Genomic DNA, 20,890 nt, shown 5'->3' with positions numbered 1-20,890 from the left:
TTTATGTTTCATAGTCTTTCAGTTAAAAATTTTATTCTGATAGACGAGTTGGAAATTGAATTTACTGAAGGCTTATGCGTTATTACTGGTGAGACCGGTGCCGGTAAGTCTGTTTTACTTGATGCTATTTTATTTTGTTTAGGTTATAAAACTGCAAGCAATAACATAATAAAATACGGAAAAGATTATACAGCTGTTAATATAGTTTTTTCATTAAATGAAGAAATAAAAGATTTTTTAATTCAGAATTTCATTGAACCTGAAGAATTATTGCTTATAAAATGTGTACAGAAAGCAAAAGGACGAAAAATTTTCTTTATTAATAATCAAGTAGTTAATAAAGCTATTATACAGCAATTAGCTACTTATTTATTTGAACTGCATGGACAAAATAACAATATTTCTCTTCTAGAGGCAGCTACACAGCTTAATATTTTAGATAGTTACGGTGATCTTTCTGAACTACGTGCAAAGATTTCTAAATGTTATTATGATTGGCAGGGTATTCGTAATGAAATCATCGAATGGGAGCTAAAGCAAAATTCTATAGAGCAAGAAATTGATTATTTAACTTTTGTCACTAAAGAGTTAATTAAACTTAATGTTTTGGTAGGTGAAGAAGAGCAGTTAGTAAATATAAGAAAAGACTTACAAAATCGAGATAAGGATTTGCAGCTAATAAAAGATATTCTAGAGCAAATTAACAATCCTGAAATAAACACATCAATTAGTAAAGCAGAAAAGTTATTAGCAAGACAAGGACATAACAAACATTTTACGAGTATCGCTGCAAGCATTGAAGAAGCTTATAATAATCTAGAAGAAGCACGCCAAAAATTATCAAATCTTTTAGAAAATTTTAGTCAAGATGAATATAACATTGAAGAAATAGAAGAAAGATTATTTTTAATAAAAGCAATTAGCCGTAAGTATAATGTTCCTGCCGATGAGATTAAAGAATTTTTAAATAAATCTTTAAAGCAGTTAGATGTATTAAAAGCTAAAATAGCAAATCAGGTTGATTTAAAAGTACAAGAGACAAAATTAAATCTAGAATATTATAAATTAGCTAAAATTTTATCTAAGAAGCGTCTTATTGCTGCAAAATATCTTGAGGATGCGTTAAATCAAGAATTAAAACAGCTTAAAATGGCAAAGGCAATTTTTAGGATTGATATAACTTCTAAAAGAGAACCTACAGCTTACGGTAATGATGATATTGTTTTTAAGGCTTCGACTAATCCTGGAATGGAGATAGAAGCAATCAATAAGATTGCTTCCGGTGGTGAATTATCAAGATTTATGCTTGCTTTAAAAACATCTTTGTTTGATAAAATGGTTAAACCAGCTATTATATTTGATGAAGTAGATATAGGAATTGGTGGAGAAGTTGCAGATAAAGTTGGTGATAGGCTAAAAAAACTTAGTTCAGTTACTCAGGTAATAGTTATTACACACCAGCCTCAAGTAGCAGGTAAAGCAGATTTGCATATAAAAATTTATAAAATGCAGTTAGAAAAAGAGACAAAAGTAACAGTAAAAATCTTAAGTTTAGCTGAGCGACAAGAAGAGCTAGCACGCATGATTTCAGGTAAGTCAATTACTGATGCAAGCCTAAAGGCTGCAAAAGAGTTATTGCATTTGTAAAAAATGTACACTGGTATCTCAAAAATAATTTTTAGTAGTGTATTTTATAGAATCCTGTGAATTTAATTGCAGGATGATAAAAGTATTAACTGATCTATACAATAAGGCCTATAAACATGTAATGTTAAAATACAAATTATGAACCATTATATAAAATTAGAAAATAAATTTCGCACTATCTCACATTTTAATAATATTCTAAGCATATTATATTGGGATATTGCTACAAATATGCCTATAGGTTCAGGGGAAAGTAGAACGAGTGAGATACTAACTTTAACATCGTTAGTTCACTCTATGCTCAAATCACCTATGCTTCAAGACTTACTAAATAGAGCAAAAGAAGAATCAAAAGATCTTAATGAATGGCAAAATGCTAATATTAGAGAAATTGAAAAAAAAATATTGGATGCCAGTTGTGTTGATGAGGAATTGCAAAAGAAATTAGTAGCAGCTACTACTAAAGCTGAACTTGTTTGGCAAAAAGCAAGAACAAATAATGATTATAATTTATTTAAGCCATATTTACAGGAAGTTTTGGATTATACAAAGGAAGTCGCAAAAGCACGAGCAAGTACTTTTAATTGCGGATTATATGATGCATTGATAGATATGTACGATCCAAGTAGGACAAGTAGCGAAATCAAAAAAGTTTTCGCATATCTTAAAAAAAATCTCTCTCGGCTAATAGCCAAAGTTTTAGAAAAACAAAAAAGTGAAAAAGAATTAATAAAAAGTAGTGAACTAAGTCCAGAAATACAAAAACGTATTGGAAATCGCATTATGGAGATTATGGAGTTTGATCTTACAAAAGGACGACTTGATGAATCGATGCATCCTTTTTGTGGTGGGACACCAAACGATATACGTTTAACTACTAGATATGATAAACATAATTTTGTAAGTAGTTTAATGGGAATTATTCATGAAACTGGGCATGCTTTATATGAGCAAAATTTGCCTGATGTATATAAGAGTCAACAAGTAGGCTTAGCGAAAGGGATGGCTTTTCATGAAAGTCAAGCTCTATTGATGGAAATGCAAATAGGTAGATCAAGGGAATTTATAGATCTCTTAGCAAAGATATTGCGAGATGAATTTGCTCTTAAAGGCGATGAATATTCAGCGGATTATTTATATAAAAAGATTACAAGAGTTAAACCTGATTTTATAAGAATTGATGCTGATGAAGTAACTTACCAAATGCATATAATATTACGTTTTGAGATAGAAGAATTACTCATTAACGGTGAATTGAATCTTGATGAGTTACCGAGTTTTTGGGATAACAAGATGCAAGAATACTTAAATGTCAAACCTACTAGTTTTAGTAGCGGTTGCCTTCAGGATATTCATTGGTCAAATGGCAGTTTTGGTTACTTTCCTGCTTATACAAATGGTGCAATTATTGCGTCAATGGTAATGAAAAAGGTAAAAGAGATTCATCCTAATATAAAAGATGATATTTTAAATGGTAATTTCAGTAATTTAAATCACTATCTGAATAAGAGTTTTAGGAATTTTGGTTCTTTAAAGAATTCAGCTGATTTATTAAAAAGTGTTAGCGGTGAAGAAAAAATTAATCCTGAGATATATATAAAATATTTGGAAGAAAAATATACATAGCACGTAAGAGACACATGCAATAAAGTGGCTAACCATTTACAATTTTATAATAAAATTAAACAATACTAAATAATTTTATGGACAATTATTTTAAAAAAACAAGCTTTTTATTTTGTGGAAATGCTCTTTTTATTGAAGAATTATATAGCAGCTATTTATCAAATCCAAATTCTGTTGATCAAACATGGCAAGAATTTTTTAATCAGATTAAGGATAATAGTAAGCCTAGTATTAATAAAAGCACAGCGAAAATAATTATTCAAAATGAAACTACACAAATAGTAAATAATGATTTATCTTCTGAAACATTAAACAGTTTTAAAGCTAAAGAAATGATAGATGCTTATCGCAATTATGGACATTATTTAGCAAATCTTGATCCGCTAGGTCTTGAGATATTAAAAACAAGAAATGATTTAAAGCTTAATATAGAAGATTTTGGCTTTGATAATAATAAGTTAGAAGAAAATATTAACATTAGCAATGAATTTATGGGTATTGCAAACTGTAAATTATTAGAGTTAGTTACTAAGCTTGATGAAATTTATGCAAATCATATAGGGGTAGAATTTAAGCAGTTAGAAAGTTTAGAAGAAAAAAACTGGTTATATAGTAGGTTAGAGTCAGTAGCATCTACCTTTACTGCAGGAGAAAAGAAAATTATTTTAAATGATTTAGTAGAAGTAGAAGGATTTGAGCAATATTTACATACAAAATTTCCAGGCGCTAAGCGTTTTTCTATTGAAGGTGGAGATGCTTCTATAGTTGCTATAGATAAAGCTATAGATTTATCTATGAATCACGGTGTTGAAGAAATAGTAATTGGTATGGCACATCGTGGACGATTAAATACTATCACTAAAGTGGTAGGTAAACCTTATAAAGCAGTCATTGCAGGCTTTATAAGCGATAATGTATTCCCTGAAAAGTTAAATGTTTCAGGTGATGTGAAATATCATTTAGGTTATTCAGCAGATAGAGTAAAGGGTGATAAGAAGATACATTTATCATTAGCTGACAATCCTTCGCATCTGGAAGCTGTAAATCCTATAGTTGCAGGAAAAGTAAGAGCAAAGCAAGATATTTTAAAAGATACTAAGCGCAGTAAAGTCAAAGCCATTTTAGTACATGGTGATGCTGCTTTCTGTGGTCAAGGCGTAGTCGCAGAAAGCTTATCAATGTCACCTCTAGCTGCCTATAATGTTGGTGGAATATTGCATTTCGTAGTTAATAATCAATTAGGATTTACAGCGAATGCTACTGATACTAGAACTAGTAGATATTCTACGGAGTTTGCAAAAATAATAGCAGCACCAATTTTACATGTTAATGGTGATGATATAGAAGCTGTTTTAAAAGCAACTGCTATTGCTGTAGAATATAGACAAAAATTTGGAAAAGATATTGTAGTAGAAATCATTTGTTATCGAAAATATGGGCATAATGAAGGTGATGAGCCTATGTATACTCAAGGAGAGATGTATAGTATTATTAAGAATAAACCTACTCCTGGAAGTATTTATGCAAATGATTTAGTAAAAAACGGTATAATTAATGATAATTATTTCCCTAAATTAAAAGCACAGTTTAAGGCAAAACTAGATCAGGAATATGAACAAGCTAAGAATTATAAGCCAGAAGTACATTTTTTAGAAGGTCTATGGCAAGGTATTTCTCGTGTTAGTTCAAAAGTAGTGGTCACAGGTGTGCATAAAAAAACCTTACAAAATTTAGGAATTAAGTTATGTGAGATATCAATAAATTTTGCTGCTAATCCAAAACTTATTAAATTATTTGAGGCGCGAAAAGCTACCTTAGTAGCAGATCAGCCTATTGATTGGGCAACAGCAGAGCAGCTAGCTTTTGCAAGTCTACTTACTTCCGGTATTAATATAAGGTTAACTGGACAGGATTCAGAACGCGGTACTTTTTCACATCGCCATTCAGTACTACATAACCAAATTGATGGTACTACTTATATACCGCTTAATAATTTATTGGAAAATCAAGCTACTAAATATGAAGTAGCCAATAGTAATTTGTCTGAATATGCTGTCCTTGGCTTTGAGTATGGATATTCTTTAGCCAATCCAAAAAATTTGATTTTATGGGAAGCACAGTTCGGTGATTTTGCTAATGGTGCTCAAATTATTTTTGATCAATTTATTTCAAGTAGTGAAACTAAATGGTTTCGTATGAGTGGGCTTGTAGTGTTATTGCCGCATGGATTTGAAGGGCAAGGACCAGAACATAGCTCAGCAAGACTTGAGAGATTTTTACAGCTCGCTGCAGGAGATAATATGTATATTACATATCCAACTACTCCTGCTTCAATTTTTCATTTACTTCGTCGTCAAATACTTGGTAACACTAGAAAACCATTAATTGTGATGTCACCGAAATCTTTACTGCGTCATAAATATGTAGTATCTAAACTTGATAAACTTGGTGAAAATACTACTTTCATACCAGTTTTAGATGAAGTAAATACAGTAGATATAAATGATATTACCAGAATAATTTTATGTAGTGGTAAAGTATATTATGATTTAGTTGAAATGCGTGGTAGTAATAGTGATGTAGCGATTATTAGGATAGAACAATTATATCCTTTTGAAAAAGGAGTTGTAGTTGAGTTATTAAAAAAATATAATAAAGCAAAAGAATTTATTTGGTGTCAGGAAGAGCCAAAGAATATGGGAGCTTGGAGATATATCGTTACTCATTTAAATGATGTTTTAAAGGAAGCTAGCATTAATAATGAATTCAAATATATAGGTAGAGAAGAAGCTGCTTCGCCAGCAGTCGGCTCACTTCAAGCACATAATAAACAGCAAGAAAGATTAGTAAAAGAAGCCTTAGGAGTAAAATAATATGGGAGTTAAAATTATAGTACCGTCTCTTGGTGAATCGGTAACAGAAGCTACTATTGCTAAGTGGTATAAGAAAGAAGGAGATCAGGTTAAAACCGATGAGTTGCTACTTGAGATTGAAACAGAGAAAGTAACGTTAGAAGTTAATGCTCCTTGCAATGGTACTATAGGTAAAATATTAAAAGCTGATGGTGCAAATGTTGCTGTTGGTGAAGCAGTAGGAGAGATTAATGAATGGGATATTACAGAAAATACTTCTAGTAATAGCGAAGTTGTTAAGCCCCAGAAAGACATGAATATGCAGACAAGTAACATAAAATTGGCAGAAAAACCTGCTATCACTAGTAATATTCTTCTTGCTCCTTCTGCACAAAAATTAGTTACTGAAAATAAGCTTGACCCAAATAACATAAAAGGAACAGGAAGAGATGGTAGAATTACTAAGGGTGATATACTTGAGATAGCAACCTCTTCATCTATTGCTCCTGCTACCTATTCAGGAAATAAAACTAATGAAGATAGAGTACAACGTGTTCGCATGTCACGTCTGCGTAAGACTATTGCACAGCGTTTAAAAGATTCACAAAATACAGCAGCTATTTTGACGACTTTTAATGAAATCGATATGTCAAGAGTAATAGCTTTGCGTGCACAATATAGAGATGAATTTGAGAAAAAGCATGGCATAAAGCTTGGATTTATGTCGTTCTTTGTAAAAGCAACTATTGAAGCATTAAAGCTTATTCCTTCAGTAAATGCAGAAATAGAAGATGATGATTTAGTATATAAAAATTATTACGATATAGGTGTAGCAGTTGGAACTAAGCAGGGACTTGTCGTACCTGTTGTTAGAGATGCTGATAAAATGGGATTTGCCGATATTGAAAAAGCAATAGGAATCCTAGCTAAAAAAGCCCGTGAAGGTAAGCTTTCTATGGCTGATTTATCAGGAGGTACATTCTCAATTTCTAATGGTGGAGTGTATGGATCATTATTATCTACACCGATTATTAATCCGCCTCAATCAGGTATTTTAGGTTTACATAAAACTGAAGAAAGGGCAGTGGTTATAGATGGTAAAGTTGAAGTGCGCTCGATGATGTATATAGCGTTGTCTTATGATCATCGTATAATTGATGGAAAAGAAGGAGTGTCATTTTTAGTAAAAATTAAGCAGCTCATTGAAAATCCAGAGAAATTATTGTTAAATTTATAATAAACATATATAATAATGATAAAATGTACCCGTCGTATTGAGTTCGATGCAGGGCATAGAATTATCGGACATCAAAACAAATGTCAATTTTTGCATGGTCATCGCTATATTCTTGAGATAGCTATAGCTGCAAATGAAATCGATAATCTCGGTATGGTAGCTGATTTTGGTTTGATTAAGGGTTTAGCTAAAAAATGGATTGACGAAAATTTTGATCATAGTTTAATACTACATAAAGATGACAAAGAAATGGGACAAAAAATAGAAGATTGTACCGGCCAAAAAATATATTACATGCGATATAATCCAACTGCCGAAAATATTGCTTTGCATTTAAAGAATGAGATTTTCCCTAAACTTTTCGTAAGTAAAAAATTCTTCGTAACTAGCATTAAATTATTTGAAACGCCTAATTGTTTTGTTGAGGTTTAGATACGTGCAGGATTACTGTTTAATTTTAACTACTACTAATGATTTGCAAATTACTGAAAAAATAACTGTTGTTTTATTAGAATTAAACCTTGCTGCCTGTGTACAAATTGATGATATTAAGAGTTATTTTAGATGGAATGGTAAAGTAGTTCTAGAAAAGGAGTATAGAATTATAATTAAAGCAAAATCTTCTAATTACAGCAAAATTGAAAATAAAATCCTTGAAATTCATAATTATGAATTACCACAAATAATAAAAATAAATATTGATTATGGCTTTCAAAAGTACTTAGAATGGATTAATCAAAATAGTAAATAAACCTCTAGTAAATAAATTTTAGTTTTAAAATTAAGTAAGTAAATAAATTATGAAATTATGGCAAAAAGTTACCTTAGGATTAATCTTAGGTATTATATTTGGTATCTATTTACCACAATATGTTGAGTATATTAAACCTATAGGTGATGTTTTCTTGCGTTTAATAAAAATGATCATTACGCCTTTAATTTTTTTCAGTTTGGTTTCTGGTATCACTAGCATGAATGATACTTCTGCTCTTGGTAGAGTGGGCATGAAAGCAGTAGCAGCTTTTTTAGGTACTACTTTTTTTGCTACGATTTTTGGGATTACTGTTGCACTAGTGTTAAAGCCTGGAGTAGGAATACATATAGATTTTGCTTCTTCAGGAACTTCTGATAGAACTTCATTTAATATAATTGATTTTTTTATAAAAATTGTCCCTGATAATGCTGTTGGTGCTCTTGCAAATGGAAATGTGCTACAAGTTGTATTTTTTGCTATTTTTGTCGGTATTACATTAAATAAAATGAAAGCTATAGGTGAATCTCTTACAGATTTAGTTCATTTAATATCAAAATTAATATTAAAAATGATAGAATTTGTTATTCAGTTATCTCCTTACGGTGCTTTTGCTTTAACTGGCTGGATTATAGGTACACAAGGAGTTGAAGTAATGATAAGTTTATCAAAGCTTGTTTTAGCAGTAGTCGTAGCAATGACATTTCAATATCTAGTTTTTGGATTACTTATTTATGTATTTTGCCGAGTATCTCCTATACCGTTTTACAAAAAAAGTTTCGAATATCAAATTTTAGCTTTTTCTACTTCAAGTAGCAAAGCAACTCTTGCTACTACGATGCAAGTTTGTCGTGAAAAACTAGGTATTTCAGATGCAAGTACTTCGTTTGTACTTCCTATAGGAGCATCCATTAATATGGATGGTTTTGCTATAAATTTATCTCTTACCACTATCTTTTTTGCTCAAATGATGGGAGTAACGCTTGCTCCTCATGATTATTTAGTGATTATCTTAACCTCAACACTTGGTTCTATTGGCGGTGCTGGTATCCCTGGTGCTTCATTGATAATGCTTCCTATGGTTCTTTCTTCAGTTCATTTACCTATTGAGGGAGTAGCAATTATTGCTGGTATCGATAGAGTGCTTGATATGCTACGTACTACTATTAATATTACTGGTGATGCAACAATTACTATGATTATTGATAACAGTGAGGATAGTTTAGATAAAGAAAGATATTTATCTAAAGTCTGAATTCATAAAAGAAAGTTACAAAACTTTTCTTTTATTGCAGTAATAGTAAAACTATCTCATATTACTGTATTTTTTTTATATATAAATGTAAAAAGAAATTAAAGATGCCATAAATAATAATACAAAATTATACATATAAAAATATTGATAGAAAAATCATATAATATTATAACTAATTCTAGATGTTAGGTAAGGATAAAAATAGATAGAAGTTAGGAATAGAGAGATTAAAAATATTAGTTGTTAATATTAAATGAATACTCTATAGATTCCCTATAACTGCTTATTGCTATTTTATAACAAGATTACCAAATATTTAATTATTACTTGTAATTTTGTGTAGTATATAGATAATTTGGTTGAATCAATAAAGTAAGCAGCAGTATCTTTTTCTCTAAATAGTTGTGACATCATAACAAGCGGTAGAACTAATCTTAGCCATATCTAGATTCTTTAGCTGTAACTTAGCAATCTAAAATATGGTGATCTTAAGATCTTTAATTATGATGATAAATAAAAATATACTACTATAGTTGGTAACTTGCAAAGCTTTTAATTTCTTTTTCTCTGAAGCTTTATTTTATAATTTGCAATTCCTACAATAGTAATTCGTGTTAATATAAAAAATTACCTAATGAGTCTAGGTACTATATAATTGTGCAGCATTAAGCCTTTATCGGTGAGGCATATATTTTTATTTAGCTTGATTAAGTCATGCTTCTGATAATATTTAAGATTGTTTATATCTAAAATATTCTCTAATTTTGCGTTTACTTGTTGCTCTAATGTAGAAATGTTTATGCCTTTGCTCAGGCGTAGGCCCATCATTAAAATCTCTTCAATTATTTCTTGACTTGATAGCTTAGTATTAGTTTTAATACCAACATTTTTTGTATTAATTATATCTAACCACTTTTCAGGTTTATGCCACATTACAATTGCTGATACCGAATTATGGTTATTAATTATCCTACTATGTGCTCCTGGCCCTAGGCCTAGATAACTATTATAATTCCAGTAAGTTAAATTATGTAAACATTCATGCTTTTCTAAAGCATAATTGGATATTTCATATCGGAAATATTTTTTAGATTCTAAATAGTAATTTGTCCATTCATACATCTCAGCTGCACTATCCGAATGTGGCAAGATCATGTTACCATCCTTAAATAATTTATAAAATGGAGTACCTTTTTCAATAGTTAGCTGATAAAGAGAAATATGACCGCTTACTAATTCCATTGCTTGCTTTAACTCTTCTTGCCAATCTTTTAATATTTGACCACTGCGTGCATATATTAGATCAAAAGAGACTTTTGGAAAAATTGTATTTGCTGTTTCAATCGTTTTAATAGCTTGCATTGCATTGTGAGTTCTACCTAATTTTTTTAAATCATTCTCCCTTAAAGATTGCACTCCGATTGAAACACGATTAATTCCAGCAGTCTTGAATGCTCTAAACTTAGCAGTTTCAAATGATGTGGGATTAGCTTCTAATGTTATTTCTGTTTGCTTATTAATCACTGCTAACTTGCTAATTTTATTTATTATCCCTTCAACTACTATAGGATTCATCAATGAAGGAGTGCCTCCCCCAAAAAAAATAGATTTTATATATTTATTTTGAATCATTCGGCTAAAATACTCGATCTCTATCATATAAGATTCAAGCCACTGATTATGATCTATAGTATTTGCTATATGGGAGTTGAAATCACAATATGGACATTTTGATAAACAAAATGGCCAATGGATATAGATACTTAAATCCTTTAAAGATTGCATTATGAAAACAATTTTCCAAGCCCTTGACGTATCATGTGTTTGGGATTCATCTTACTTACTTTTTTCATTATATCACTCATTTGTTTAAATTGTTTTAATAAAATATTTACCTTTTGTACTGTAGTACCAGCTCCTGCAGCTATACGTTTTCTACGAGAAGCATTAATTATATCAGGGTTTTTACGCTCTTTTGGTGTCATGGATAAAATAATTGCTTCTTGATGTTCAATTATTTTACTATTTAACTTTGACTGATCTATTCTATCAATAATTTTACCACTGCCAGGTAACATGCTAAGTATACTTCTAAAGCCTCCCATTTTTTTTATACTTCTCATTTGCTGCATATAGTCATTTAAATCGAATTTACCTTTTTTTAATTTAGCTGCTGTTTTTTCTGCTTCTTCTTTATCTACTATACTTGCTGCCTTTTCTACAAATGATATAACATCACCCATATCCAGTATTCGAGAAGCTAAACGTTTAGCATCAAATTCTTCTAAATCAGTTAATTTTTCACCACTGCTTAAGAATTTAATAGGTTTTTTGGTAATATATTTTACGCTTAATGCTGCACCACCTTTTGAATCTCCATCAATTCTAGATAAAATTAATCCAGAAATTTCTAACTTTTCATTGAAGCCACTTGCGGTAACTACTGCATCTTGCCCTGTCATACTATCAATTACTAATAAAGTTTCCTTAGGCTCCACTATCTTTTTTATTGCTAATACTTCCTCCATCATTTTTTTATCAATTTGTGTTCGTCCTGCAGTATCATAGATCACTACATCATATGTAGCGATTTTAACCTCAGTAATAGCTCTTTTAACAATATCTAGAGGTTGCTCACCTTGAACAATAGGTAATGAATTAATCTGCACTGAATTTGCAAGTATCTCTAATTGCTTTTGTGCTGCTGGTCGATAAGTATCAAGAGATACAAGTAAAACTTTTTTATTTTGATTTTTAAGACATAGAGCGAGTTTTGCACTTGCAGTAGTTTTACCACTACCTTGTAAACCTACCATTAAGAAATTTATAGGTGGTTTCGAATTTAAATTTAGCTTTGTTTCACTTTCATCAGCAGCTAAGATATTTATCATCTCCTCGTGGATAATTTTAATTATCATCTGCCCAGGTGAAACAGATTTAATAACCTCTTGACCTAGTGCTTTTTGTTTAACTTCTGATATAAAATCCTTTATGACTGGCAATGCAACATCTGATTCCAAAAGAGCAACTCTTATATCTCGTAAAGCAGCATCTATTTTCTCTTCTGTTAAAATACCAGAGCTTACTAAACGATCAAAAATTTTTGTTAGATTTTGTGTTAATGTTTTAAACATACAAATAATTTGATTTAATAAAATTCTAATATATTTCTCTCAATATGTTTTAGCAACAATAATATTGCGTGTCTTTTATGTAACATATCGAATTTAACTAATGCAATGAAGTAATCGTAAGGTTTAATAAAGCAGCAATTAAAATATAAAAATGATTAACATTTTAAATTATTTATAAATAAAATGCATTTAACTAGTTGATTACTTTTAAAGTATAAGATTAACCAATGTCTAAAATTACAAGTGTTTATTATTTTTTAAAAGGAAAAAACTTATATAGTTTAGGGTGCTATGAAAAGGCATTAACTTCTTTTGAAAGAGCTATTAAACTTATTATTACAAAACAGATAAACAGTTCTAATTTAGAGTATGTAAGACAAAAGCTAGAACTCATAAAACAAATTGAATCTTTAAAAAGCCAATAAGCATTATCACATCTTAAGTATAACATATAATAGAATAATACAGAAACAAAAGAGAGTATATCAAAAATGTAAAAACAGCTATTAATACAACTAATATTATTATAAAATATATACCTTGAGATGAAAAGGTTTTTGAAATTACTACTGATGTAGGTGATCTTATTTATGATACGACTCAAATAAAAGGGCTTAAAAAGCATATCATTAACAAAATAATTTAAGCTAAACCTCATAATTGTTATATAAGAGAAGAAGTAGAAATTGTAATGATTAATACTGCTTTATGTATGACTGATAGCTAAAAATAGGCAATCCAGTAGCTTAAAACTGACATTGAGTATAATGCATTGATAAAACCACATAAAAATTGATCGCTTAAACTACACAAGCTAGTTACTTTGGATAATTATATTAAGCCTACAGATAAAGCGAACTCTTCAAAAGATTGTATTATCAATTATAAAATAATAAATCTATAAGTTAGTGATGACAAATGTTTTAGAGAATAAACTTAGCTAATTTTCCAACTTAATAATTTTGAAGAGTTAATGAAAAGCATAGAGGAAGCACAATTACAATCGTAGAATCTCTAAAAATATACTATTGATATTACATTTCTAGATATTATAACTTAACCATGATACAAAAATCAGATTTTTCAAAGCAATGTAAGCAACACTACTGGCATTAGATTAATTCATTATGACCAGCAAAAAGCTCTCTTATTACTAGTACATAACTTGCCTTTAAGTCAAGATCATAATCAATGGTATTATATATTAGCTTTTTTATGTTAGTAAATTTCTGCAGTAAATATGAAGGATGTTGATTTGGTAGTTTATTAAATATCTTTTTTTCTAAATCTAAAAGTTCAATATTAATATTAGCAGATTTTTTAAGAATTCTATTCATTAATAATAATACATTATCAATAAAATCTAACCATAACTCTCTGTCTTTAGCAGTAAAACGATTAATAAACTCTAAATTACAATTTATATTTTCATTATCTAAAATTAATTGGATACACTGATAATATAATTCATTTTGAATATTAGGGGTAGATGATCTAATATTAATTTTAAAACATCTTGATCTAATCGTAGAAATAATACTTGCAGCTCTTGAAGTAATTAAAAAAATGTAACTATTCTTTGGTGTATCTTCAAGAATTTTTAAGCATGAATTTGCTGCATTCAAATTCATGAGATCTGCACCATAAATTATAGCAGCTTTATATTTAGAAATTGCTGAAGTTTTGCTTAAAAATGCTTGTAATTTTCTTATTTGTTCAATAGCTATATTTTTAGCATTAATTCTACTTGAAGTTTCCCTAGCAACAAAATAGTAATCAGGATGATTTTCAAGAGGAATATTACTGTTAAAAAGCTTAAAGTGTATGAATTCTTCTACATTTTTCAAAGTTTGTTCTATATTTTCAGCTTCAATAAGCCAACTATTATATAGTTTATTATGTTTTAAGCTAAATTCTAGACGTTCGATTATCATAATGTAAGCTAGGTGGCACCATGGTGGATCATGAGTTTATAAAAAATTATTGCAAGTAATTGAAAATGTTGTTTTAGAGACACTTGTTGCCATTGCAAGCGACTTAAGGTGGCAATCCATGAAATAGAAAAGTGCTAAAAAGCTAGCGTTCTTTACTTAATTGCTTAGTCAATTACTTCGTAATTTTACTTGCAATGACATTTAGATAATCTTTTTGAACGATATAAAATAAAAACAATTTTTTACACAATTATATTGTTTATAAATTGCAAGCTTCTTTCATTTTTCTTCCTGCTCTAAAAACAGGTTGTCTATAAGCAGGTATAGTCATTTTTGCCCCAGTTTTTGGATTACGACCTTCTCGTTCTTTTCTGCTATGTATTCCAAATGAACCAAAACCTGTTATATTTATACTATAACGATGTTCAATAGCGTTAATTATAGAATCAAGTACCAAATTAAGTGCTTTTTCAGCGTCAGCTTTTGTTAGTGATTTATGTGAAGGGTGCTTACGATGACTAGACTCGGTCATAAATGTTATAAATTCTGTCTTATTCATTTTTTTCAGTTCTGTTTTGTGCTGTGTACTCATAATAAAATCCACTCTCTTTTGATGGGTTAATATGTATTGATGTTTTTTATATATAAATATATACAACTAGCAATAATATACATCAATATATTTTTTATGTGGGTTAATTATAACAAACTACCTATGTACTGCAAATGTCAGATATTTACAAAGTTTAAAATATATACTTTATTATATTAATTTATAGAAAAATGTAGCCATTTTACATCAGTTGTACTATTAAAACTATCTTAATTAAGTAATGAAAGTAAAAATTTTTATTAAAACTCTAGTTTAGAATAAAATCTTTCTAAGAATATACATTAAATCTAATGTTACTATCTAAAATTTGTATTAAGCATCTGATATTTGCTACAGTTTTTAGTTTGGTTATCATAGTTCTTGAAACAATTTTTTACTAAACTATAAATTAAAGGAATTGCTGATATTTGCAGTTCTTATTATAAAGGTCAATGTTATTATGCAGGTGCTGATGCTTTATATATAGAATAAAGAAATAATAACATGTATAGAGACAGCTTTAAAGACAGAAGGATTTAGACTATAACTTCATAAATCTCAATCAGTAAAAATAGTATATTTTATAATTTCTAGTATTTAATGCTATTGAAATAGCATTAAACTATGTGTGCTTGGTCTTATAAAAGAATCAAAAGCTAATGTCATAGAACAATCAAACGAAGTAACTAAAGAATTAGCAAGAATTAAAAAATCAATACTAAAATGAATAAGTATGTCTATTGTATATGTATATGTATAGAGCGCACCTATGAAAGCATCGGGTTATAGAGTATTTAAAACAATTTTTGGAGCCTTTAATAGGTGGTTTAGTCACTTATTTATTTTTTGTGTCTGCTTTAATTACCTTAATTCTGTTTGTAACGATCCCAGTATCATTGGTCAGTATTTTTAGTATAATGTATGCTATGGAACTTTCTACTAGTAAGAACATGATGAATAAACAATTTTCTGAAATATCTGATATGTTGATTTTTGCTATGGATCCACATTCAATGGTTAGCGATAATGCTGTTATTCTTACTTAGAATTGATCATTCAAACAAATCTTGAATATAATGATTTAGAAAAATTTCATAGCAATTCGTAGATATAATGAAAGCAAATCTGCTCTTCTTAAACTTTAGTTAATAGAAATTTACAATCCGACTATATAAGCATTGAATTTAGTTGTAATTTACAGAATGAATTTAGCAAATATCGGATAGTCTTAAATATGTATATGGTAATTACTTTGATTGGATTAATTACTAAAAATTCTATTCTGATATTGTTAAAACACTTTAACGTATTCTTTATCTTTGTTTAGGAAAATTATTCTGTAAAACTGGAATATAGAAAGCAAAGTATTGTTGCTAGGATTCTAGTAATCTCAATAATATCATTCTAATGGCTAAAAGAAGGAATCTATAAGTCATAATACAACAAATTGTATTCTCTTTCTTTTAAAAACTCTAAATTTATGCTTCTTTAAATATGAATTCCTGCTTTTGCTGTAACAATATTATAGATGTTTTGCAATAATTTTATTTGTGCTATAGCTGTTATTGCTGCAGTTTCTGTTCGCAGAATATTGCTTCCTAAACTTATAGATCTTGCATTCTTATATGATGCGAGAAGTTTAAGCTCATCATTAGTAAAACCGCCTTCTGGTCCAATAATGATTGAAATGTCAGCTATAACATTGTTGTTACATGGCGATAAAATCTGTAATATAGAATTTTTTGTTTTTTCATGCTCATTAGCATATAATATAAAATTATTATTTCTTGTAAGATAATCCTGTAACACAATAGTTTCCCCAATTATTGGCGGAGTAAGACGTTCTGATTGTTCTGTCGCTTCAATAGCACATTTAGTCAAGCGATTAATATTTACTGATCTAAATTGGCATCTTTTAGTAATCAGTGGAATAATTTTAGTTACCCCAAGTTGGGTAGCCATATTTATTGTGAGTACTAATTTATCTTGCTTTATTATAGATATAACAAGAGTTAATAACAGTTCTGAAAAAGGTTTTTTTAACTGCCTCTTAATTTTAACTAAGAGATTATTTTTACTGATATTAGTAATTTGCACTAAAAATTCTCCGTCTATACCGTTAAAGATACGTAGTTGATCATTTACTTTAAGGCGTAGCACGGTTTTAATATAATGAATATGATCTGCAGTTAATTCTATCTTGCTATTTTCAGTTAAACGACTATTAATATAGATACGATTAAATTTCATAATTTGATGTTATGGATAATAAAAAAGATAATATATTAGAAGAAGAAAATTTATCAAAGAAAAAAGAAATTGGTGGTGTTAAAGGTTTGGAACCAACAAGATATGGGGACTGGCAACATAAAGGTAAAGTAACTGATTTCTAGTATTATGCACTTGTTTAAACAAACCAGGATTTTGCCTTATAAACCAAAAGAATTATTTGATTTGGTATGGGATGTACAGACTTATCCTAAATTTTTGCCTTGGTGCGCAGCTGCTAGAATTATTTCAGAAAATAGACACGAAATTATTGCTGAGTTAGTAATTCAGTTAAAGGGCTTTTCAGCAAAATATAACTCGTATGTTACTAATGAAATAGCAGATGATGGAAAGCATTCAGTTAATACAACAGCTATTTCAGGACCTTTTGAATATTTAAAAAGTACTTGGCAATTTGTTCCACATCTTATGGGCACAGAACTAAAATTTTTTATTGATTTTAAAATGAAGTCAGTAATACTGGATAAATTAATTGGAATTTATTTTGCTAAAGTAACAGAAAAAGTGATTATCGCTTTTGAAAGAAGAGCACAGGAAGTGATTAGGCAAGATCAGGATAAACCTTTATCTTAAAGAATTATTCTTAATAGTAAATAAAACTGCTTTAATTATTAAGCTTTAAAATAAGACTCAATACCAACACATTAACATACGCAGTCTCAGGAATAGCATTATTAAAATGCCCAATAGATATTTTAATATCTTCTTCAAATGTTTTGAGTATAAGAATCAAGGTAAAAAAGAGCCTTTTAAGTTGATATACATTAGTATATTCTTTTAATTTTTAGAGTAACTAATTATTTTTCTTAAAAAAGATTATAATATACAATAACAATTAATATTAAGTAAAAAATATTAATCTGAATATTAATCATTAAAAATTATTCATATTCAGATTGACATTTGTTAAGAAATACCATATTTTATGGTTTTAAGAAATATAATAATTTAGAGATACAAATGGAAGAATTTAAATCTTTGAATGTAGCAGAAATTCCTACAAAGAGTATAGGTCATATAGATCTTGCTCATTTAGGAGTAAATCTTGCATATAAGACAGATTATAAAGATCGTTATGCTGCAGAAGCATTGATGACAGATGGTAATAAATTAGTAGGGAGTGGCTGGAGTATATTGGCCGCTTCTTGTGATAAATTCGATACTTCTGCATATGGTTATAAAGCTGTTGCTTTTATAAATAAAAACACTAAAGCAATTCATATTGCTAGTGCTGGTACAAAAGCAGATAAATATGATATATATGATGATATGTGTATCGCTTGTCATTATGCTCCTAATAAATTAGTAACACTTAAAAAATTTATTGATGAAGTAATCGAAAAAGTAGGTGGTTTTGTAGAAGCTAAGGAATACACTTTCAATACTAGTGGTCATTCGCTTGGGGCAATATCTGCAGATTTAACGGGAGTAGAATTGTATTCTCGTAATTTAAATTTTAATAAATCTGTAACTTTTGATAGTCCTGGTTCAGAAGAAGTGATTAGATACGCTATTAAGCAAGATTTATTTACTGGAAAGGTGACATGTGGGTTAGAAGGGTTATCTAAACACTCTGAAGTATATAATGCAAAGCATAATATTATTAATACTACTAATAGTCATTTAGGGAAAGTAAATTTAGTTCTTTCAAAATTAGATAATGTTGAAAAGTCAGAATCACAGACAGTCCAAGGTTGGGGGGCATATTTATATAATATAGTTGGATCTATTGCTTACAAAGCTTCAGAATATCTAGGAATTAATAAAATATTAGAAGGTATTAGTAATCACAAGCTAAAGAATTTTGCTAATTTAGAAGAGAAGATTATTTTACCTATGGATGACTGGAAAGAGAAGATATTAGAAAATAATAAACATACCCAAGAATTGAAAAATGTTTTATCTAGTGGGAATGATATGTTTTTATTAGATACAAATAGAATTGTTATTGATGATAAATATAGTAGTTTAGTTGGGGTAGATAAGTATCAGTGGGGATGTAGTGATTTACAAACTTATGCTCAAGAAGTTGAGTCAATAGGTACTATAAATAATAATTATATAGAAATTGTATGTTAGATAGTATTGTTTTTGGTTTAGCTAGATTAGCACGAAGTGGATCTGCAGTTAGTAGAAGTATAATTGATGTTATTTTAGATGTAGTAGCAGTTAGCAGTGATGTAACTGATGCTGTTTCAAGTGTAGTAACAAATAATGTAAATATCGTTGGAAATATAGTTGATAGTTCTCATGAATGTAATTTTATTTTGTTAAGTGATAATAGTACTACTGAAGAGTGGACAGTGGTGTGTTTAGCGCTGGAGTAAAGTTCATTTTGACTATTTATAAAAAACTAGCATTTGTTACATTACTCAACATTAACCTACTATTTTTTATTCAAAGCAACTAAATAAATTTCGGTGGATTCTTGACGGCTAGCTGAAGGCTTGAAGTGTTTAACTGTTGAGAACTCACGTTTTACTTTATTTAATAATTCATTTTCTGTGCCGCCACGAAAAATTTTTGCAATGAAATGACCAGATTGGTTTAGAACCTTTAAAGCAAAATCAAAAGCTTGCTCACATAGAAGTGATGTTCTTATATGGTCGGTAGCCTTATGACCTGTAGTATTTGATGCCATATCACTCATTACTATATCAGCTTTACCATTTAGAGCCTGAATAATTAATTTTTTGGTATCTTCTTCAAAAAAATCTTTTTGAAAAAACTCTACTCCTGTTATTGGTTCAATTGTAAGTAAGTCAATAGAGATTATTTTTTTTTTAAAATTATTATCGGTAGTTTTGATAAGTTTAGAAGCTACTTGACTCCATCCTCCAGGTGCAGCACCTAAATCTACTATTTTCATGTCTGGAGTAAAAAGTTTAAATTTTGTATGAATCTCAAGTAGTTTATATGCGGCTCTTGATCTAAAGCCTTCAATGCGTGCTTTTGCAACATATGGATCATTTAGTTGGCGTTCTAACCATTTATTGGAGGAGACAGTACGTTTTTTAGAAGTCTTAACTCTGACGAATTTATGTCTATAACCTCTTAAGTTATTTATCATAGGATTTTTTTATTTTCTTTTGCTATTTTATCTAATATGGAGTTAACGAAACCAATTTCATGCTCATTTAACATATCATTTGCTATATCCGTATATTCGTTGATTACTACTTTAGCAGGTGTAGTTGGAAAAAATAATAACTCACATATGCTAACACGCAATAAAGCTCGTAGTAAGATTGGCATACGTGCTTGCTCTTTATCATTTACTAAGTGATTAGCAATGATTTCATCAATTTTATTAATATTTTCAAATACTAACTTTACCAGTATTTTAAAATGACTTATACTTGGTTGTATTTTTAAATGCTTTGGTAAATTTATTATAGAATTATCATTTTGATAAAAAGAAAGTATGTTCTGCACTATATAGTTTATATCTTCGTTATTTCTTAATATTAATATATGCTGATAAATAGCCTGTATTGCTGCAATACGTGCAATTGATTTTTTGTTAATTTTATTTGAATTCATAAAAAAGATTTTTGCTAAACTATATCTTAA

18 protein-coding genes and 2 pseudogenes are annotated in these 20,890 nt (G+C 29.2%); 13 read left to right on the top strand and 7 right to left on the bottom strand.

The genetic code is table 11. From position 1 onward, the window contains the following. Window positions 1–3 precede the first annotated feature (3 nt). The 7 genes from recN to AC27F4_RS01690 all read left to right on the top strand — a co-directional run bounded on the left by recN (window position 4) and on the right by AC27F4_RS01690 (window position 9,368). On the top strand, window positions 4–1,647 hold the full coding sequence (gene recN, locus AC27F4_RS01720; protein ID WP_487061473.1) for a DNA repair protein RecN: 1,644 nt from the start codon (window positions 4–6) through the stop codon (window positions 1,645–1,647). 135 nt (window positions 1,648–1,782) lie between these two features. Next, window positions 1,783–3,273: a carboxypeptidase M32 gene (locus AC27F4_RS01715; protein WP_487061684.1), complete on the top strand. Its 1,491-nt coding sequence runs from the start codon at window positions 1,783–1,785 to the stop codon at window positions 3,271–3,273. Window positions 3,274–3,350: 77 nt separating this feature from the next. Continuing rightward, the gene (locus AC27F4_RS01710; RefSeq protein WP_487061471.1) at window positions 3,351–6,146 is read left to right on the top strand and encodes a 2-oxoglutarate dehydrogenase E1 component; all 2,796 of its coding nucleotides are present in this window, start codon (window positions 3,351–3,353) and stop codon (window positions 6,144–6,146) included. Between the two features lies 1 nt (window position 6,147). Beyond that, entirely contained in the window at window positions 6,148–7,362 is a 1,215-nt protein-coding gene (gene odhB, locus AC27F4_RS01705) for a 2-oxoglutarate dehydrogenase complex dihydrolipoyllysine-residue succinyltransferase (RefSeq protein WP_487061469.1), read from the top strand. A gap of 15 nt (window positions 7,363–7,377) precedes the next feature. After that, window positions 7,378–7,794, top strand: coding sequence for a 6-pyruvoyl trahydropterin synthase family protein (locus AC27F4_RS01700; RefSeq protein WP_487061467.1), 417 nt, complete (start codon window positions 7,378–7,380; stop codon window positions 7,792–7,794). 4 nt (window positions 7,795–7,798) lie between these two features. Next, window positions 7,799–8,113, top strand: a complete 315-nt coding sequence (gene cutA, locus AC27F4_RS01695) for a divalent-cation tolerance protein CutA (RefSeq protein WP_487061465.1) — start codon at window positions 7,799–7,801, stop codon at window positions 8,111–8,113. A gap of 49 nt (window positions 8,114–8,162) precedes the next feature. Then, window positions 8,163–9,368, top strand: a complete 1,206-nt coding sequence (locus AC27F4_RS01690) for a dicarboxylate/amino acid:cation symporter (RefSeq protein WP_487061463.1) — start codon at window positions 8,163–8,165, stop codon at window positions 9,366–9,368. Between the two features lie 627 nt (window positions 9,369–9,995). Here AC27F4_RS01690 and hemW read toward each other — a convergent pair. Together hemW and ffh are read right to left on the bottom strand one after the other, a co-directional pair. Beyond that, window positions 9,996–11,153, bottom strand: a complete 1,158-nt coding sequence (hemW, locus tag AC27F4_RS01685) for a radical SAM family heme chaperone HemW (protein WP_487061461.1) — start codon at window positions 11,151–11,153, stop codon at window positions 9,996–9,998. Then, window positions 11,153–12,502: a signal recognition particle protein gene (ffh, locus tag AC27F4_RS01680; protein WP_487061459.1), complete on the bottom strand. Its 1,350-nt coding sequence runs from the start codon at window positions 12,500–12,502 to the stop codon at window positions 11,153–11,155. Before ffh ends, hemW begins: the two co-directional genes overlap by 1 nt. A 227-nt stretch (window positions 12,503–12,729) precedes the next feature. Between ffh and AC27F4_RS01675 the strand changes: the two genes are divergently transcribed. Further along, window positions 12,730–12,927 (top strand): tetratricopeptide repeat protein, encoded by a 198-nt coding sequence (locus AC27F4_RS01675; RefSeq protein ID WP_487061457.1) that lies wholly within the window; start codon window positions 12,730–12,732, stop codon window positions 12,925–12,927. A 687-nt stretch (window positions 12,928–13,614) separates the two neighbouring features. Here AC27F4_RS01675 and AC27F4_RS01670 read toward each other — a convergent pair. Next, on the bottom strand, window positions 13,615–14,436 hold the full coding sequence (locus AC27F4_RS01670) for a DNA polymerase III subunit delta' (RefSeq protein WP_487061455.1): 822 nt from the start codon (window positions 14,434–14,436) through the stop codon (window positions 13,615–13,617). Between the two features lie 259 nt (window positions 14,437–14,695). After that, complete coding sequence (locus AC27F4_RS01665) at window positions 14,696–15,028, bottom strand: HU family DNA-binding protein (RefSeq protein WP_487061453.1); 333 nt, start codon at window positions 15,026–15,028, stop codon at window positions 14,696–14,698. 631 nt (window positions 15,029–15,659) lie between these two features. Here AC27F4_RS01665 and AC27F4_RS01660 point away from each other — a divergent pair. Further along, window positions 15,660–15,966: pseudogene (locus AC27F4_RS01660) on the top strand (efflux RND transporter permease subunit); the annotation flags it as partial. 550 nt (window positions 15,967–16,516) lie between these two features. On the opposite strand, the gene AC27F4_RS01655 reads toward AC27F4_RS01660, so the two are convergent. Continuing rightward, on the bottom strand, window positions 16,517–17,278 hold the full coding sequence (locus AC27F4_RS01655; protein ID WP_487061451.1) for a 16S rRNA (uracil(1498)-N(3))-methyltransferase: 762 nt from the start codon (window positions 17,276–17,278) through the stop codon (window positions 16,517–16,519). A gap of 29 nt (window positions 17,279–17,307) precedes the next feature. Here AC27F4_RS01655 and AC27F4_RS01650 point away from each other — a divergent pair. The 4 genes and pseudogenes from AC27F4_RS01650 to AC27F4_RS01635 all read left to right on the top strand — a co-directional run. Further along, window positions 17,308–17,421: pseudogene (locus AC27F4_RS01650) on the top strand (DUF1674 domain-containing protein); the annotation flags it as partial. A gap of 4 nt (window positions 17,422–17,425) precedes the next feature. Beyond that, window positions 17,426–17,890, top strand: a complete 465-nt coding sequence (locus AC27F4_RS01645; protein WP_487061449.1) for a type II toxin-antitoxin system RatA family toxin — start codon at window positions 17,426–17,428, stop codon at window positions 17,888–17,890. Between the two features lie 387 nt (window positions 17,891–18,277). Beyond that, the gene (gene rlip / locus AC27F4_RS01640; protein WP_487061447.1) at window positions 18,278–19,396 is read left to right on the top strand and encodes a secreted effector lipase Rlip; all 1,119 of its coding nucleotides are present in this window, start codon (window positions 18,278–18,280) and stop codon (window positions 19,394–19,396) included. After that, window positions 19,390–19,644 (top strand): hypothetical protein, encoded by a 255-nt coding sequence (locus AC27F4_RS01635; protein WP_487061445.1) that lies wholly within the window; start codon window positions 19,390–19,392, stop codon window positions 19,642–19,644. The genes rlip and AC27F4_RS01635 overlap by 7 nt, the downstream gene beginning before the upstream one ends. Before the next feature lie 59 nt (window positions 19,645–19,703). Here the strand turns inward: AC27F4_RS01635 and AC27F4_RS01630 are convergent, their stop codons facing one another. Together AC27F4_RS01630 and nusB are read right to left on the bottom strand one after the other, a co-directional pair. After that, the gene (locus tag AC27F4_RS01630) at window positions 19,704–20,387 is read right to left on the bottom strand and encodes an RlmE family RNA methyltransferase (protein ID WP_487061443.1); all 684 of its coding nucleotides are present in this window, start codon (window positions 20,385–20,387) and stop codon (window positions 19,704–19,706) included. Beyond that, a complete protein-coding gene (gene nusB, locus AC27F4_RS01625; RefSeq protein ID WP_487061441.1) occupies window positions 20,384–20,860 on the bottom strand; it encodes a transcription antitermination factor NusB in 477 nt (158 codons plus the stop codon). The genes AC27F4_RS01630 and nusB overlap by 4 nt, the downstream gene beginning before the upstream one ends. Window positions 20,861–20,890 lie beyond the last annotated feature (30 nt).

Source organism: Candidatus Rickettsia mendelii (genome assembly GCF_057543435.1).
This window is presented reverse-complemented; position numbering and strand designations above follow the sequence as displayed.